The organism is Bifidobacterium longum subsp. longum JCM 1217, assembly GCF_000196555.1.
Taxonomy (GTDB): Bacteria; Actinomycetota; Actinomycetes; order Actinomycetales; family Bifidobacteriaceae; genus Bifidobacterium; species Bifidobacterium longum.
In genome coordinates this window covers 1306501-1322833 of record NC_015067.1, presented here as the reverse complement: position 1 = coordinate 1322833, position 16333 = coordinate 1306501, and the positions used below count along the sequence as shown (strand labels likewise).

The following is a 16333-nucleotide window of genomic DNA, read 5'->3' as shown; positions in this document are numbered from 1 at the left end:
GACAATGAAAGGTAGTAATACCATGGCTCAGATCACTATGAGCGATATGCTGAAGGCTGGCCTGCACTTCGGCCACCAGACCCGTCGTTGGAACCCGAAGATGAAGCAGTTCATCCTCACCCAGCGCAACGGCATCCACATCATCAACCTGTTCAAGTCGCTCGACATGATCGACAAGGCGTACGACTTCATCAAGACCACCGTGGCCCACAACGGCACCGTGCTCTTCGTCGGCACCAAGAAGCAGGCTCAGGAAGCTATCGCCAACCAGGCCACCCGCGTGAACATGCCCTACGTCTCCGAGCGTTGGCTCGGCGGCATGCTGACCAACTTCCAGACCGTCTCCAAGCGCGTCAACCGCCTCAAGGAACTTGAGGAAATGGACTTCACCGACGTGCACGGTTCCGGCCTGACCAAGAAGGAGCTCCTCCTGCTCGAGCGCGAGAAGGACAAGCTCAACAAGCAGCTGGGCGGTATCCGCAACATGAACCGCACCCCGTCCGCGATGTTCGTCGTCGACATCACCAAGGAAGCCCTGGCTGTTGAGGAAGCTCACAAGCTGGGTATCCCGGTTGTCGCCATCGTCGACACCAACGCCGACCCGGACACCGTTGAGTACCCGATCCCGGCCAACGATGACGCCATCCGCGGCATCGAACTGCTGACCAGCCTGATGGCTGACGCCGTCGCCGAAGGTCTGCTGGAGCGCTCCGGCGCCAACAAGGCCGAGGGTGAAGCCGCCGAGCAGCCGATGGCCGCTTGGGAGAAGGAACTCCTGACCAACGAGGCTCCTGCCGAGGCTTCCGCTGAAGCCGCCGCTCCGGCTGCCGCCGAGGGCGAAACCGCCGAGGCCCCCAAGGCCGAGTGATGCTCTACGATGGGAAGTGCCTGAATGAGCGCTTCCCATCGTTCATGGGTAAGCAAAATTTCTCAAGGAGAATAATCAATGGCAGCAATTACCGCCGCACTGATCAAGCAGGTTCGTGAAGACACCGGCGCCGGCATGCTCGACGTCAAGAAGGCTCTGACCGAAGCCGAAGGCGACGTCGCCCGCGCCAAGGAAATCATCCGCGCCAAGGGTATCGCCGCAGCCGGCAAGCGTGAAGGCCGCAAGGCTCAGGAAGGCACCATCGCCTCCAAGGTCGTCGAGACCGCCAATGGCGAGACCGGCTACGCCGTCGAGCTGAACTCCGAGACCGACTTCGTGGCCAAGACCCCGAAGTTCGTCGAGTTCACCGAGGAAGTTCTCGGCTACGCCGTGGACGCCGACGCCAACTCCGCTGACGAGCTGCTCGAGGCCAAGGCTGGCGACACCACCGTCAAGCTGGCTGTCGAAGAGGCCGCCGCCCTGTTCGGTGAGCACGTCAAGGTCGGCCAGTTCGCCAAGATCTCCGGCGAGCACGTCGAAGTCTACGCTCACAAGAAGTCCGCCGAGATGCCGCCGAGCATCGTCGCCATGATCGCCACCGACAAGGCCGGCGCCGCCGTGGCTCACGAAGCTGCTCTGCAGATCTCCGCCATGGGCGCCAAGTGGCTGACCCGCGAGGACGTTCCGGCCGATGTGGTCGAGTCCGAGCGTCGCGTGGCCACCGAGAAGTCCCTGGCCGAGGGCAAGCCGGAGAAGATCGTTCCGAAGATCGTCGAAGGCCGTCTCAACGCTTTCTTCAAGGAAGTCGTGCTGCTTGAGCAGCCGTTCGTCAAGGACCCGTCCAAGACCGTCGGCGACCTGTTCAAGGAAGTCGGTGGCAACGCCACCGCATTCGCTCGTGTCGAGGTCGGCAAGGGCGAAGAGGAGTGAGCCTAAGGCTTACTCCACGCGCTTAGCGTAATTTCAACGAAACGCCATCCGGTTATTCAATAATCGGATGGCGTTTCGCTATTCCAAGGGTGTCGTTGCTAGGGGGTGTCGTCGTAAACCGATACGCTTGTCTACGGATAATTTCGCACTTTCGGTTTTGAGAAAGGCACAATATGACTGATAGCGACAATCCGCGCAGAGTTCTGCTCAAGCTGTCCGGCGAAGCATTCGGTGGTGGCAAGGTCGGCATCGATACCCAGGTGATTCGTCGCATTGCCGAGGAGATCGTTCCGGCCGTACAACAGGGTGTGCAGGTGGCCATCGTGGTCGGCGGCGGCAACTTCTTCCGCGGTGCCGAACTGCAGCAGGCCGGTATCGATCGTTCCCGTGGCGACTACATGGGTATGCTCGGCACGGTGATGAACTGCCTCGCTCTACAGGACTTTCTGGAGCAGGAGGGGCAGGCCACCCGCGTGCAGACCGCCATCACCATGGGACAGGTCGCCGAGCCGTATATTCCGCTCAAGGCCATCCGTCACCTTGAAAAGGGTCGCGTGGTGATTTTCGGCGCCGGTGCCGGCATGCCGTACTTCTCCACCGACACGGTTTCCATCCAGCGTTCCCTCGAAATCCACTGCGACGAGGTACTTATGGGTAAGAACGGCGTCGACGGCGTCTACACCGCCGACCCGCGCAAGGACGAGAACGCCAAGCGTTTTGAAACCCTGAGCTACAATCGCGCCCTCGTGGACAATCTGGCCGTCATGGACGCCTCCGCACTGTCCATGGCCCGCGACAACAAGAAGCGCATCCGCGTCTTCGGCCTCGAAGAGCCGGGCAACGTGACCCGCGCCCTCGTCGGCGATGAAATCGGCACGCTGGTCTCCACCGCCGAATCGCGCGTGGCCGAGTAAGCCGCAAACGCCCACAATCGAATCAAGCGTTCATAGACGAACAACACTGACGAACACCAACACACAAGGAGTGAATATGTCTCTTATCGACCAGGCCAAGGAACAGATGGCCAAGACCGTGGAAAACACCAAGGAAAACTTCTCCGGCATCCGCACCGGTCGCGCAAACCCGGCCCTGCTCAACGGCATCACCGTGGACTACTATGGTGCCCCCACCCCGATTAAGGCCGTCGCCTCCATCGGCGTTCCCGAACCGCGCACCCTGTCCGTCACCCCGTTTGACGCTTCCCAGGCCGGTGCCGTCGAAAAGGCCCTGCGCAACTCCGACCTCGGCATCAGCCCGAACCGTGATGGCAACGTCATCCGTCTGACCATGCCGGAACTCACCGAGGATCGTCGTAAGGAATACGTCAAGCTCGCCAAGGGCAAGGCCGAGGATGGCAAGGTCGCCGTGCGCAACATTCGCCGTAAGACCAAGGAAACCATCGACAAGGCCGTCAAGGACGGCGAGATGGGTGAGGACGAAGGCGATCGCCTGCTGAAGGATCTTGACAAGGTCACCAAGTCCGTTACCGACGAGATCGATACTCTGCTGGAGACCAAGCAGAAGGAGATCATGGAGGTCTGATTCAGACCAGGTCCGGAGAATTATGGAACGCAACGAACAACCCCATGAAGAGGCCGAGGAGACGCTCGACCAGATCAACAAGAAGACCGGCCGCAACATGCCGCAGGCCATCGCCACAGGCGCGGCACTGGTCATCCTTATTGTCGCGTGCCTGCTGCTCAGCGTCGACCTCTTCGTGCTGCTGGTAGTCGTGTTCATGATTCTGGCGCTGTGGGAGCTCAGGGTGGACTTCGCCACCGTGGGCCTGCACCTCCCGGTGTTTATGCTGTGGCTGTGCTCGTCCTTCACCCTCATTGCCACCTACTATTCCCCGTACCATCTCATCACGATGTCGCTGAGTATCATCGTGTCGATTATTCTGGTCGCCATCGCGGCCAGCGCAAAAATCAGCGTCGGCAACCGCCTATCTCTGGCGGTTGCCGGCAAACTGTCCAACACGGATGCCAGCGCGCGCCTCGAATCCTCGTTTAATCATGAGGGCGGGGAACAGCATCATTCCCGGCTCAGCCATGTGGCTGTGTCCGTGCTTACCGTGTTGTATATTCCGTTGTTGGCCAGCTGCGTCATCATCTCACTGACTTTTAATGGGCATCCGATTGCACACGCCATCATGCTGGTGTTCCTACCCGCCCTATCCGATACGGGCGGTTTGTTTGCCGGTGCCTGGCTCGGCAAACACAAGCTCAGCCCGCGCATCTCGCCGAAGAAGTCCGTTGAGGGCCTTGTCGGCTCGATGCTCTTCGCCATGGCTGGCGCATTTGCCGTATTCGCATGCACGTATGATGCCTCGAAATGGGCCACTCGTTGGTGGGTGCCGATCGTGGCGGGTATTCTCATCGGTGCCGTGGGCACGTTCGGTGATTTGTGTGCTTCCATGCTCAAGCGCGATATCGGTATCAAAGACATGGGCCATCTGCTCAAGGGGCACGGCGGTGTGATGGATCGTGTGGATTCCATTTTGATGAGTGCACCGTTCACCTGCGCCTTGCTGTGGATCACCGGACTGTGATTCGCATGTCTCGTGCATGAACAATGTGGCATCGTGTGTATATCGCACGGTGCCACATGCCATATATGGGGAAATCATCGTTCAATATGCGTTCGCTATGGGCTAAGACATGGGCCATCTGATTCGTATGCGGCACGCCGTATGGTGGATTCTGATATTACTATTGCATGTTTGACTATTTTCTGATATTGAGAGCGAAGCGAACCCATCATGACCACACAGCATCCTGACACTCCGGAAACCGGCATTACTCCCGGCGGCACATCAGGTGCCTTCCGTGACGTGCTATCCAAGGACCATGCCCGCCGTGGTAAGCCGCCGCTGCACTTTGTGGATATGACGCCCGAGCAGCGCGTCGAGAAAGCGGCCGAACTCGGATTGCCGAAGTTCCGAGTCAAGCAGCTCGCCAACCATTACTTTGGCCATTTCGATGTGAATGCCGCCGAATTCACTGATTTTCCGGCAGCCAAGCGCAGCGAGGCCGCCGCCGCGTTTTTCCCGCGGCTCATCACCGAGGTGACCCGCCAAGTGGCGGACGAAGGCACCACCATCAAGACCTTGTGGAAGCTGTTCGACGGCTCCCTCATCGAATCGGTGCTTATGCGATACCCGACCCGCACCACGCTGTGCATCTCCTCGCAGGTCGGCTGCGGCATGGACTGCCCGTTCTGCGCCACCGGCAAGCTTGGCCTGACCCGTAACATGTCCACCGGTGAAATAATCGAACAGGTGCGTGTGGCCGCCAAGATGATGCGCGACGGCGAAGTGGCCGGGGGAGAGGGCCGCCTGAGCAACATCGTGTTCATGGGCATGGGCGAGCCGATGGGCAACTACAACTCCGTGCTGTCCGCCGTACGACAGATTTCCGCCATGCCTCCCGAAGGCTTCGGCATTTCCGCGCGCAACATCACCGTATCCACGGTGGGCGTGGTCCCCGGCATCAAGAAGCTCACTGCCGAAGGCATTCCCGTGCGTCTGGCCGTTTCCCTGCATGCCCCCAGCGACGAACTGCGTGACGAGCTGGTGCCGATGAACAAGCGTTTCAATACCAAGCAGGTGTTGGATGCCGCGCACGATTATTGGCTGGCCTCCAAGCGCCGCGTCAGTATCGAATACGCGTTGATGCGCGGCATCAACGACCAGGCCGAGCATGCGCAGTTGCTGGCCAAGAGGCTTAACCATTACGGCGACAACTGGGCCCACGTCAACCCGATTCCGCTCAACCCCATCGAGGGCTCGAAGTGGACCGCCTCCAAGCCGGAAGACGAACAGCGGTTCCTGGAGATCCTGCACCGCGCGGGCATCACCGCCACACTGCGTGACACCCGCGGTCAGGATATTGACGGCGCCTGCGGCCAGCTCGCTGCCAAGGAGCGGTAGCTACTTCAGCGCATCCTTGATTGCGCCCACGAAGTAGTCCAGATCGTCGGGCTTGCGGGACGTGATGAGCTTGAAGCCGTTGGCGTCGTCCACGTGCAGCTGCTCGTCGACGTAATGGCCGCCCGCGTTCTCGATATCAGCGGCGATATAGCGGCAGGGCGCGGCGGTCTTGCCAGCCACCAGACCCGCGTTGACCAGCAGCCACGCGCCATGGCAGATCGCGGCGATCGGCTTACCTTCGTGCGCGAACTCCTGCGCCAGCGTGATCGCATCCTCATTGACGCGGATACGATCCACATTGCAGGTGCCGCCGGGCACCACCAGCAGGTCGTAGTCGGCAGCCTGCACGTCGGACAGGCGCGCGTCCGGGGTCAGCGTTTCACCTTCGTAGCGGTCGTGCTGCACCGTCTCACACGGGTCCAAGGTAGTGGCGGCAAGCGTCACCTTGGCGCCGGCGGCCTTGAGATCGCGCAGCGGGCGCGTCAGCTCGGTCTCCTCGATACCCCAGTTGTTGACGATGATCAGTACCTTGCTGTTTTCGACAGCCATGCCAATCTCCTTGATTCGGCGGACAACTTCCACGAGCCATTCTCTCACGCCGAGCGGCTGCCATGTCGGTGCTCAATATGATGATTCTCATATTCCAGAAACAGGTGCGGCGCATGTAACGGGCGGTAGGTAGTCTGAAGGACTGTAATGCAAAGCCGAACAGGGGAGTGAAGCATGTCGTTGGCGGTACGAGTCATCCCGTGCCTGGACGTTGACGCCGGTCGCGTGGTGAAGGGTGTGCATTTCGATAACCTCAAGGACGCGGGTGACCCGGTGGAGCTGGCGGCCGAATACTACCGTCAGGGAGCCGACGAGATCACCTTCCTGGATGTGACCGCATCCAGCTCCCACCGCAACACGATGATTGACGTGGTCTCCCGCACCGCCGAACAGGTGTTCATCCCAATGACTGTGGGCGGCGGCGTACGCACGCCCGAGGACGTCGACTCACTGCTGCGCTGCGGTGCAGACAAGGTCGGTGTCAACACGGCGGCCATCAACGACCCGTCGCTTATCAGCCGTGTGGCCGATCGTTTCGGCAACCAGGTGCTGGTGCTCTCCGTGGATGCCCGCCGCGAAAAGGGTGAGCAGCATACGCAGTCCGGTTTTGAGGTCACCACGATGGGTGGCCGCAAATCCACCGGTATTGATGCCATCTGGTGGGTCAAGCGCGCCGAGCAGCTTGGCGCCGGCGAGATTCTGCTTAACTCGATGGACGCCGACGGCACCAAGGAAGGCTTTGACCTCGAGATGATTCGCGCCGTGCGCAAGGAAGTCAAGATTCCGATCATCGCCTCCGGCGGTGCCGGCAAGGTCGAGGACTTCCCGCCCGCCATCGAAGCAGGTGCCGACGCGGTGCTGGCTGCATCCGTGTTCCATTACGGCATCCTGACTATCGCCGATGTCAAGGCGGAACTCAAGAAGCACGGCTACACCGTTCGCTAAACGAATACACCTTGCTCCCGCTGGGCGAACAATCCAGTGAATTGTTCGTGGCAATGCGCTATGCGCACGTCGCACATAATCCGGGAGCTGTCAGCGAAGCTGACTGAGGGTGGTCCACAAAAAGAAGATAGGTATGACAGACACTACATACGACAATTCCACTGAACTCGATCCCCGTATTGCCGCACGCCTGAAGCGTGATGCCAAGGGGCTGGTCGCCGCCGTCATCCAGCAGTACGACACACGCGAGGTGCTGATGGTCGGCTACATGAACGACGAGGCATTACGCCGTACGCTGACCACCGGCCGCGTGACCTTCTGGTCCCGGTCCCGTCAGGAATACTGGCGCAAGGGTGATACCTCCGGCCATGTGCAATACGTCAAGGGCGTGTCCCTGGATTGCGACGGCGACGCACTGCTCGTCGAAGTCGACCAAGTCGGTGCCGCCTGCCACACCGGCAAGCGCAGCTGCTTCCTCGAAGGCGGCCCCCTGCCCGTGGTCGAAGGCCATCGCCCGGCCGAGCAGTAGAACGGGCTTTCCTGACTGGGGGAAGCCGAGCGACCGCGTACTATGAAACAAGACATCGAGTTGTAAGCAAAGGAGCGAATATGAGCGAATGCAGCGTCAAACACCTGAAGTGGGGCGCCACCTGGCCCAGTCGCGAACAGTTCCACGAACTGGCCGACGCCGGATACCGTGTGATTCCGATTGTGCGCCGTCTGCTCGCCGACTCGCTCACCCCGGTCGGCTTCTACGAGCGTCTCGCCGGCGGCCGATCCGGCACCTTCATCCTCGAATCGGCGGAATACGGCGGCACGTGGAGCCGTTACAGTTTTATCGGCGTCAACTCGATGGCCCAGCTGCGCTCCAACAACGGTCAGGCCGACTGGCTGGGCAAGGTCCCGGTCGGCGTGCCCGTCACCGGTGACGTAGTCGAAGTCGCTCACGCCACGTTGAAGACTCTGAAGGCCCCGCATGTGGAAGGCCTGCCGAACCTGACCAGCGGTCTGGTCGGCACGGTCGGCTGGGATGCCATCCGCCACTGGGAACCGACCCTGCGCGCCGAAGCTCCGGACGAGACCGGCCAGCCTGAGACCGTGCTTGCCCTGGCCACCGATATCGCCGTGGTCGACCACGTATCCGGTTCGGTATGGCTCATCGCCAATGCGGTGAATGTGGATGATAAATCCACTCGCGCCGACGCTGCCTACAACGAGGCCGTCGCTCGACTCGACCAGATGCAGCGCGATGCCGCCACCCCGGCTCCGGACGAGTCTCGCGTCAACATCCTGGACGAAACGGTCGCCCAACCCGAGCTGCGCTTCCGCACCGAGAAGAGCCACTACGAGCAGGCCGTCGAACGAGCCAAGCAGTACATCGTCGACGGCGACGTGTTCCAGGTGGTCATCTCCCAGCGCCTCGACATCGATTCGCCTGCTGACCCGTTCGACGTGTACCGTGTGTTGCGCACGCTGAACCCGAGCCCGTACATGTATTTCATGGCGTTGACCGACGCTCAGGGCCGCGACTTCAACGTGATCGGCTCCAGCCCGGAAACCCTCATCAAGGTGGACAACGGCCACGCGATGACCTTCCCGATTGCTGGATCCCGCCCTCGCGGCGCCACCCCTGAGGAAGACGAGAAATTCGCCAAGGAGCTGCTTGCCGATCCGAAGGAATGCAGCGAGCACATCATGCTCGTCGACCTGTCTCGCAACGACCTGAGTAAGGTGTGCGTGCCGCAGTCCGTGGAAGTCGTGCAGCTCATGGACATCAAGCGTTTCAGCCACATCATGCACATCTGCTCGACGGTCACCGGCAAGGTCGACCCCTCGCTGACCGCATTCGATGTGTTCAAGTCCGCGTTCCCGGCCGGCACGCTGTCTGGCGCGCCTAAGCCGCGCGCAGTCGAAATCATCGACGAGTTGGAACCGGCCGACCGCGGCATCTACGGCGGCACCGTCGGCTACTTCGATTTCTCCGGCAACATGGACATGGCCATCGCCATCCGCACCGCGTTCCTGCGCGACCATGAGGCGAGCGTGCAGGCCGGTGCCGGCATTGTGCTCGACTCCGTGCCCGCCACCGAATGGCAGGAGACGCGCAACAAGGCCGAGGCCAGCGTCGAATCCATCCAGATCGCCGCCCAGTTGCGCGAACTGTAACGTTCAACGCATAGCGATGCCCCCGCTGACAGAAGTTGTCGGCGGGGGCATCGCTGTCTGTACGTTAGTGGGTTTCGCCCATGATGTCGGTGGCGTCGGTTTCGGTGCTCACAGCGGCTTCGATGGCAGCTTCGATACCGTGCGCCATGGTCGCGATCACCATACCGGGCGTCGCATTCTTCACCTTGCCGATCAGTTGCGCGGCTGCGTATGGACGCATGAGCGTCGGCTGAGCCCGGTCGGCATGGTGTTCGCTATGATGGACAGTCGGACTTTGGTAAGAGACAGTATTCGTAACAGGCAAGTAGGTTATTCATGGCTATTGAGGTGCAGGGACTTGAAATTCAGATCGGCGCGCGCACGCTGCTTCACCCCACCAACTTCCATGTGGCCAAGGGAGACAAGATCGGTCTGGTGGGCCGCAACGGCGCCGGCAAGACCACGCTGACCCGCGTGATCACCGGCGACATGCTGCCCACCGCCGGCAAGGTGCGCGTCTCCGGCAAGCTCGGCTACCTGCCGCAGGACACGCATGCCTCCGATCCCACACAGACCGCGCTCGACCGCATGATGAGCGCGCGCGACATCGCCACCATCATCAACCGCATCCGCAAGGCCGAAAAGGATATGACCGACCCGGATCCGGACGTGATGAGCAAGGCCATGACCCGGTACGACAAGGCCATGCAGGACTTCGACAAGGCCGGCGGCTACGCGGCCCAGTCCGAGGCGATTTCCATGGCCGCCTCGCTCGGCCTGCCGCAGGAGGTCATGGAGCAGCAGCTCGGCACGCTCTCCGGTGGCCAGCGCCGCCGCATCGAGCTGGCGCGCATCCTGTTCTCCAATGCCGACACCCTGATCCTCGACGAGCCGACCAACCACTTGGATGCCGATTCCATCGAATGGCTGCGCGGCTACTTGAAGAAGTACGAGGGCGGCTTCCTGGTCATCTCCCACTCCACCGAACTGCTGGACGAAGTGGTGAACAAGGTCTGGCATCTGGACGCGCAGCTCGGCCAGATCGACATGTATTCGCTTGGCTGGAAGGCCTACCTGCACCAGCGCGTGGTGGACGAGGAGCGCCGCCGCCGCGAACGCGAAGTGGCCGAGAAGAAGGCCGACCGTCTCATGAAGCAAGGCATTCGACTGCACGCCAAGGCCACCAAGGCCGTGGCGGCGCAGAACATGATGCGCCGTGCCGAAAAGCTGCTGGAAAACACCTCCGAGGCGCAGAAGGCCGAGAAGGTGGCGGACATCCGTTTCCCCGAGCCCGCGCCCTGCGGCCGCACGCCGATCATGGCCAAGGATATTTCCAAGGCCTACGGTTCCAACATCGTGTTCGCCGGCGTGAACCTGGCCATCGACAAGGGCTCGCGTGTGGTGATCCTCGGCTACAACGGTGCCGGCAAGACCACCACGCTGCGCCTGCTGGCCCACATCGAGGAGCCGGACACCGGTTCCGTGGAATACGGTCACGGCTGCAAGATCGGCTACTTCGCGCAGGAGCACGACACCTTGGATCTGAACGCCACCGTGTTGGAGAACCTGCAGCATGTGGCGCCCGAGCTCGATAACACGCAGGCCCGTTCGATTCTCGGCTCGTTCCTGTTCTCCGGTGACGACGCGATGAAACCGGCTCACGTGCTTTCCGGCGGTGAGAAGACCCGTCTGGCTCTGGCCACGCTGGTCACCTCGCGAGCCAACGTGCTGCTGCTCGACGAGCCCACCAACAACCTCGACCCCGCTTCCCGTGAGGAGATTCTGAAGGCCATTGCCAAGTATGAGGGCGCCATCGTGCTCGTCACCCACGATGAGGGCGCCGTCGAGGCGCTCAACCCCGAGCGCGTGCTCCTCATGCCCGACGGCGACGAAGACCTCTGGAATGATTCGTATCTCGAACTCGTAGCTGAAGAATAGTAGTAAACTCGTAGCCGAAGAATAGTAGTAGGAGAGGTCTGCCATGCCAACCACAACAGGTAAGAAAATCGCCATCGTCACCGGCAGCGCGCTGGGCTTGGGCTACGAGCTCGCCAGCCAGCTCATCGCCAACGGCTGGCTGGTGGCCGGTGTCGACTTCAATGCCGAACGTCAGGCCGAACTGACCGCGCAGTGGCCCGATGACTCCTACCGCGCCTACGTCGGCGACATCACCGACGAAGCGTTCGTGAAGGAATCCGTGGCGGATATCGCCACGCTCGGCCACATCGATTTGCTCATCAACAACGCCGGCCAGCCTTCGTTCAAGGTGCCCACCGCCTACGAGGCCGCCGACGTCGACAAATGTCTCAAGGGACTCAAAGGCATGATTCTGTGGACGGTGGAAACCCTCAAGGCCTGCGGCGAGCAGAACGTGAAAATCGCCCAGATTATGAGCACCGCCGCCACACGCGGCAACGCGAACGAAAGCGTGTACTGCGCCACCAAGTGGGGTGAGAAAGGCTACACCAAGAGCCTGCAGGCCGCATACAAGGGCACCAGTGTCAAGGTGGTCGCCGTCTATCCGGGCGGCATTGATACCGCTTTCTACCGTGACAGTCGCGACTACGTCTCCGAGGCCAAGCAGCACACCTTCATGCAGCCCGGCCCGCTGGCCGAAGTCATCCTCTTCAACCTGATCAACGAGGCCAACCTCACCGTCACCGACATCGAGATCAACCGCAACAGCTGAGCCTGCTAGTCTGAGATTTCAGCGCCTTGGTACATACTTGGTGCCAAGGCATTTCGCGTGTGGAGAGCGAATGCACATCAGTGACGATGAGTTTGAACGGGCCATTGAACAGGTGTTGGATGATTTGCCTGAACGGTTTGCGCGGGTGCTGGAGAATGTCGGCATCGTCGTTGCGGACGAACCCAATGAGCGCGAACTGGCTACAATGAGCAATCCGTGCGGTGAGCTGCTCGGACTGTATGAGGGCATACCCGTCACGAAGCGAACTACGGGCTACAGCGGCGTGATGCCGGACGTCATCACCCTGTTCAAGGGGCCGCATGAACGCGTATGCTCAACGCAGGCCGAGCTGCGCCAACGGATCCGCAAAACCGTGTTGCACGAGATCGGCCATTTTTTCGGCTTCGATGACGAGTATCTGCACTCGCACGGCTACTGAAGCGATGCTAGTTTCACTAGTGGGGAGCCGTCACTGCCGTATGTTGCCAGGTCTACTGCAAGTGGTGCAACGCGCGGATGATGGCGCAACGGTCCTCGACGGTTCCCTCGTTGGCGCACATGGTGGCGTACCAACGCGGATTGCGCAAGGTCTCGACGCCGGTGGCCTCATCCGTGGCGACGAGCGTGTGCAGATCGTTGGCGTACTGGAAATGCAGGTGGCTGAGCAGCCCGCCCTCGGCGAACGCCTTGCGCGAAGGCAGCGGATTGATGGCAAGTAGCCAGCGGAACGGGCTGTCTTCGGCGGCCGGATCGGTGGTGTGGAACACGAAGGTGGGGGAGCCTTCGAGACCGTGCTCGATGACATGGTCGATGGTGTATTCGTAGGTGTCGAGGCTGGTGTCGTCCTCGGCGAACCATTCGATGGCGAGCGCGGCATCGTCCGTGGAGCCGGATTCGGCGGCCGGCTCGTTCACACGCCAGTAGCCGATATGGATGATGTTCTCCGGGCTGGTGGTGGAGCAAGCCATCGACCAGAACGTCCTGATGCCGCGCGCGGCCATCGGGGCCATCTTCGGGTTGGCGAGCACCGCCTGCTCGGCGGCTTCCCAGGTCTGCTGGATGGCGGCGTCATCCGAATCAATGTAATGCTCGAAGCTTTCCCATTCACCGAGCCAGTCGGTGATGTCGAAGGCCGTGGAATCCGTGGTGTTGCTGGCGGTCATTGCGCGTTCCTTTCATGGGTGGATGCGGTGGCGAAATTGGTAGAGGCATTAGGGTTGGGGCTGCTGGCATCTGGGTTACTGGCATGCGAGCCGTTGTTCCCGGAATCGTCGGCGCCAAGATTGACAATGCGGTCGCACCAGCCGGCGGCGAGCTCCTCATCGTGGGTGACCACGAGAATCGCCTTGCCTTGGCTCGCCAGTTGCCGCAGCAGTTCGCCGACCTGCTCCATGTGGTAGCGGTCGAGTCCGCTGGTGGGCTCGTCAAGGATGATGAGGTCCTTGCCGCACATCAATGCCGAGCCGATGGCAACCCGCTGCTTCTGCCCGCCGGACAGGCTCATCGGATGCCGTTCGGCGAACGCTGCAAGGTCAAGATCGGCCATGACCTGATTGGCTTGAGCGGTGATGCCGGCATCCGTCTCGTCGAGTCCGATGAGCAGTTCCTCGCGCACGCTGTCGGAGAACAGTTGGTAGTTGACATCTTGCATGATCAGGAATCCGGCGCGGGTCAGGTCGCGCGGTTTTGCGGGCACGCCGTTGAGCTCGATGCGGCCCGAAACAGGCTTGATGAGTCCGGTCAACGTGCGCACGAGCGTGGTCTTGCCGCAGCCGTTGTTGCCCATGAGCCCGGTGATTTCGCCGGCACGGAACCGCAGGTCCGGGATGGCGCGGGTGAAGCCGTCCTTGCCTTTGTATCCGATGGTGAGGTTATGGGTGCCGAGCAATACTGAAGTGCACTCATCCGCGGCTGGGCTTGAAGCCAGCGCCGCAATCCGGCGCCGATACGGTTGCAGGTCCAACGCCCGCAATCCCATGGCGGCCACGCAGCCGGGGGAGAGGGACAGGAATTCATCGGCCTCGTAATCCTGCACGATATGCCCGCCGTCGAATACCACGTACCGGTCGGCCACGCCGTTGAGCCATGCGAGTCGGTGTTCGGCGATTACGATGGTGAGCCCTTCGTCCTTCATCTGCTCGATCATGGCGCGCATGTCCGCGATGGCGTTCGCGTCGAGATTGCTGGTCGGCTCATCCAATACCACGAGCCTGGGCCCCAGCATGGTGGCCGCCGCCACGGCGATGCGCTGCTTTTGGCCGCCTGACAGGTGGAAGATGCTGCGATGCAGCAGATGCCCAATGCCAAAGCGCTCAGCCACGGCCGTGATACGACGATTGATGTCCTCGGCCGGCAGCCCTATGTTTTCGGCCGGGAAGGCGAGCTCGTCGGTGACGTTCGCGTTGAAATACTGGGTTTTCGGGTTTTGGAACACGCTGCCGACCAGCGGGGTGAGCCGGTCGATCGGCACGGTCTCCACATCCAGCCCGCACGTGGTCTGGTTGCCGGCGAACGCACCATGGAAGAATGAGGGGATGAGCCCGTTGGCAACGCGCGTATAGCTGGTTTTGCCGCAGCCGCTCGCCCCGCACAGCACGATGCACTCGCCTGCGGGCACGGTCAACGTGATGTCGCGCAATGCCGGCTCTGCGGCATGGTCATAGGTAAAGGAGATGCCACGGGAGGCGATGGTTCCCGCAGACGTGTCGAGTGGGCCACCCTTGCCGGTCCCAATAATGGCAGTTGCATTCGGCTGCGATTGGTTTCCACCCATCAGATCACCCCCGCGATATCGAGCGCGAGCGGCAAAGTGACCACAATCATGACCAGCCAGTCGACCACGGTCATACGGATCAGCGTGCGCGAGGTGTGCTCGCCCTCACGCCCGAGCCCCTTGGTCAGTGCCGCCACCGACAGGTCCTGTGCCACATTGGTGGCGTTCATCAGCAGCGGAATCAGAATGTATTCCAACGATTGGGCCGGGTGACGAACCAGCCCCCAGCCGCCGGAGGCGATGCCGCGCAACGCCATCGCATTGCGAATCTGCCGGTAATCCTCGGCGATGGTCGGGAAGAAGCGGATGACCACCACACAGGGAATCACCACGGCCTCAGGCACGCGCATACGCCGCATCGCGCAGATGAACGCGCTCGCGGACGTGGTGGTGAACGTATACGCGCCGGTGATGAAACAGGGCAGCATCATCGTGACGCCCACGGCCAGCGCGGAGACCACATGCAGCCACGGCAGTCCCAGGGCATCGGGGTCGAGCATTCCCAGCGCGGTGAGTACGGCATAGGTCACGCCGAAGTTCAACGCGGTTCGCCATCGGGCGGCCGCCAGCAGGGGTAGCAGGAACAGCACGACCATGACGATTTGCGTGGCGAGCCCTACGTGGAAGAACAGCATGAGGTTCGCCACCAGCAGAAGGTAGAGTTTCGCGCGCGGATCGAGCGTCCGGCGGGCAGGATTCATCAGGCGATACCGGCCTTGATGAAGTGCTTCTTCATCATGCGCTGGCCGAACCAGCCGCCGAGAACCGCGCACACCAGAATCGCGATCATCGAGATGAAGAACGTGCCGGTGTTGATGTTGGCGAATACGCCGTCGATGTAGGCTGCGTCCTTGCCGCGCGCCTGCAGGCTCGCCACGTAGGCGTCCTTCATGAACCATAGGGGCAGGATCGGGCCGGTCAGGCCGTAGGAGAACACCACGTAGCTGACGAGCAGTAGCGCCTTGCTCTTATACTTGCCGGCGCGCGCGATGAGGTCGGCCGCCACCGGGAACACGATGCTGGCGATGAACGAAAGCACGAAATGCCCGGAGATGAACAGGAACAGTCCGATGATCACGCCCATGACGGTGATGCCGCCGAATTTGCCGAGGCGTGCGGCCAGCAGCATGTACACGCAGCCGGAGATGAGGGCCGTGATGGCGGGCAGGAAGATGGAGCCGAAGCCGCCGGTGAACAGGGTGCTCACCAGTGTGGCGATGCACACCATCACGAAGTACAGGGCCGCAAACACGCCGATGGTGATGAGGTCGGAGACCTCCAGTTTGCCGGATTTGGCGGGCTTGTTGAGCTGGTCAGAGGTTTCGGCGGGCGTGTTCGGTGCGGTCACGATGTTTTCCGTTTCGTATGCATTGACAATATTCCTCTCGCCAATCTAACGATGATTTCCCGCAAAGGCAATAGCCTGTCTGTGATTTTTAGCATGGCTTGGCGCCCCTCCCTGTGGGGGGGGCGAAGGGCGTGGCGCGGGCGGGGTGTGGTTCG

General features: G+C 61.4%; 18 protein-coding genes. 12 read left to right on the top strand and 6 right to left on the bottom strand.

The features are described from left to right. The first annotated feature begins 22 nt into the window (after nucleotides 1-22). The 6 genes from rpsB to rlmN all read left to right on the top strand — a co-directional run bounded on the left by rpsB (nucleotide 23) and on the right by rlmN (nucleotide 5729). Nucleotides 23-868, top strand: coding sequence for a 30S ribosomal protein S2 (gene rpsB, locus BLLJ_RS05845; protein WP_007056702.1), 846 nt, complete (start codon nucleotides 23-25; stop codon nucleotides 866-868). Nucleotides 869-946: 78 nt separating this feature from the next. After that, complete coding sequence (gene tsf / locus BLLJ_RS05840) at nucleotides 947-1798, top strand: translation elongation factor Ts (RefSeq protein ID WP_007052754.1); 852 nt, start codon at nucleotides 947-949, stop codon at nucleotides 1796-1798. A 173-nt stretch (nucleotides 1799-1971) separates the two neighbouring features. Beyond that, on the top strand, nucleotides 1972-2712 hold the full coding sequence (pyrH, locus tag BLLJ_RS05835; protein WP_007052755.1) for a UMP kinase: 741 nt from the start codon (nucleotides 1972-1974) through the stop codon (nucleotides 2710-2712). A 76-nt stretch (nucleotides 2713-2788) separates the two neighbouring features. Beyond that, nucleotides 2789-3340: a ribosome recycling factor gene (gene frr, locus BLLJ_RS05830; protein WP_007052756.1), complete on the top strand. Its 552-nt coding sequence runs from the start codon at nucleotides 2789-2791 to the stop codon at nucleotides 3338-3340. Nucleotides 3341-3362: 22 nt separating this feature from the next. Then, nucleotides 3363-4349 (top strand): phosphatidate cytidylyltransferase, encoded by a 987-nt coding sequence (locus BLLJ_RS05825; protein ID WP_007052757.1) that lies wholly within the window; start codon nucleotides 3363-3365, stop codon nucleotides 4347-4349. A 210-nt stretch (nucleotides 4350-4559) separates the two neighbouring features. Then, complete coding sequence (rlmN, locus tag BLLJ_RS05820) at nucleotides 4560-5729, top strand: 23S rRNA (adenine(2503)-C(2))-methyltransferase RlmN (RefSeq protein WP_013582776.1); 1170 nt, start codon at nucleotides 4560-4562, stop codon at nucleotides 5727-5729. Here the strand turns inward: rlmN and BLLJ_RS05815 are convergent, their stop codons facing one another. Further along, on the bottom strand, nucleotides 5730-6278 hold the full coding sequence (locus BLLJ_RS05815; protein ID WP_007052759.1) for a type 1 glutamine amidotransferase domain-containing protein: 549 nt from the start codon (nucleotides 6276-6278) through the stop codon (nucleotides 5730-5732). A 174-nt stretch (nucleotides 6279-6452) separates the two neighbouring features. Here BLLJ_RS05815 and hisF point away from each other — a divergent pair, with 174 nt between their 5' ends. From hisF to trpE, 3 genes are all read left to right on the top strand, one after another. After that, a complete protein-coding gene (hisF, locus tag BLLJ_RS05810) occupies nucleotides 6453-7223 on the top strand; it encodes an imidazole glycerol phosphate synthase subunit HisF (protein ID WP_013582775.1) in 771 nt (256 codons plus the stop codon). 133 nt (nucleotides 7224-7356) lie between these two features. Further along, nucleotides 7357-7752 (top strand): phosphoribosyl-AMP cyclohydrolase, encoded by a 396-nt coding sequence (gene hisI / locus BLLJ_RS05805; RefSeq protein ID WP_007052762.1) that lies wholly within the window; start codon nucleotides 7357-7359, stop codon nucleotides 7750-7752. Nucleotides 7753-7832: 80 nt separating this feature from the next. Continuing rightward, entirely contained in the window at nucleotides 7833-9389 is a 1557-nt protein-coding gene (trpE, locus tag BLLJ_RS05800; RefSeq protein WP_007052763.1) for an anthranilate synthase component I, read from the top strand. Nucleotides 9390-9453: 64 nt separating this feature from the next. Here trpE and BLLJ_RS05795 read toward each other — a convergent pair whose 3' ends face one another. Next, nucleotides 9454-9609 (bottom strand): C15 family peptidase, encoded by a 156-nt coding sequence (locus BLLJ_RS05795; RefSeq protein ID WP_007056704.1) that lies wholly within the window; start codon nucleotides 9607-9609, stop codon nucleotides 9454-9456. Between the two features lie 95 nt (nucleotides 9610-9704). Between BLLJ_RS05795 and BLLJ_RS05790 the strand changes: the two genes are divergently transcribed. The 3 genes from BLLJ_RS05790 (at nucleotide 9705) to BLLJ_RS05780 (ending at nucleotide 12496) form a co-directional block, all read left to right on the top strand. Next, nucleotides 9705-11306, top strand: a complete 1602-nt coding sequence (locus tag BLLJ_RS05790) for an ABC-F family ATP-binding cassette domain-containing protein (protein WP_007052765.1) — start codon at nucleotides 9705-9707, stop codon at nucleotides 11304-11306. Nucleotides 11307-11349: 43 nt separating this feature from the next. Further along, the gene (locus BLLJ_RS05785) at nucleotides 11350-12057 is read left to right on the top strand and encodes an SDR family NAD(P)-dependent oxidoreductase (protein ID WP_007052766.1); all 708 of its coding nucleotides are present in this window, start codon (nucleotides 11350-11352) and stop codon (nucleotides 12055-12057) included. 70 nt (nucleotides 12058-12127) lie between these two features. Next, on the top strand, nucleotides 12128-12496 hold the full coding sequence (locus tag BLLJ_RS05780) for a metallopeptidase family protein (protein WP_007052767.1): 369 nt from the start codon (nucleotides 12128-12130) through the stop codon (nucleotides 12494-12496). 52 nt (nucleotides 12497-12548) lie between these two features. Here BLLJ_RS05780 and BLLJ_RS05775 read toward each other — a convergent pair whose 3' ends face one another. Genes BLLJ_RS05775 through BLLJ_RS05760 form a run of 4 tightly spaced genes read right to left on the bottom strand, consistent with a single transcriptional unit; the run spans nucleotide 12549 to nucleotide 16178 of the window. Continuing rightward, entirely contained in the window at nucleotides 12549-13220 is a 672-nt protein-coding gene (locus BLLJ_RS05775; RefSeq protein ID WP_007054306.1) for a hypothetical protein, read from the bottom strand. Further along, nucleotides 13217-14830 (bottom strand): ABC transporter ATP-binding protein, encoded by a 1614-nt coding sequence (locus tag BLLJ_RS05770; RefSeq protein WP_013582774.1) that lies wholly within the window; start codon nucleotides 14828-14830, stop codon nucleotides 13217-13219. Before BLLJ_RS05770 ends, BLLJ_RS05775 begins: the two co-directional genes overlap by 4 nt. Beyond that, nucleotides 14830-15531, bottom strand: coding sequence for an energy-coupling factor transporter transmembrane component T (locus BLLJ_RS05765; RefSeq protein ID WP_007054304.1), 702 nt, complete (start codon nucleotides 15529-15531; stop codon nucleotides 14830-14832). Before BLLJ_RS05765 ends, BLLJ_RS05770 begins: the two co-directional genes overlap by 1 nt. After that, entirely contained in the window at nucleotides 15531-16178 is a 648-nt protein-coding gene (locus BLLJ_RS05760) for an MptD family putative ECF transporter S component (RefSeq protein WP_007052771.1), read from the bottom strand. Before BLLJ_RS05760 ends, BLLJ_RS05765 begins: the two co-directional genes overlap by 1 nt. Between the last annotated feature and the right edge of the window lie 155 nt (nucleotides 16179-16333).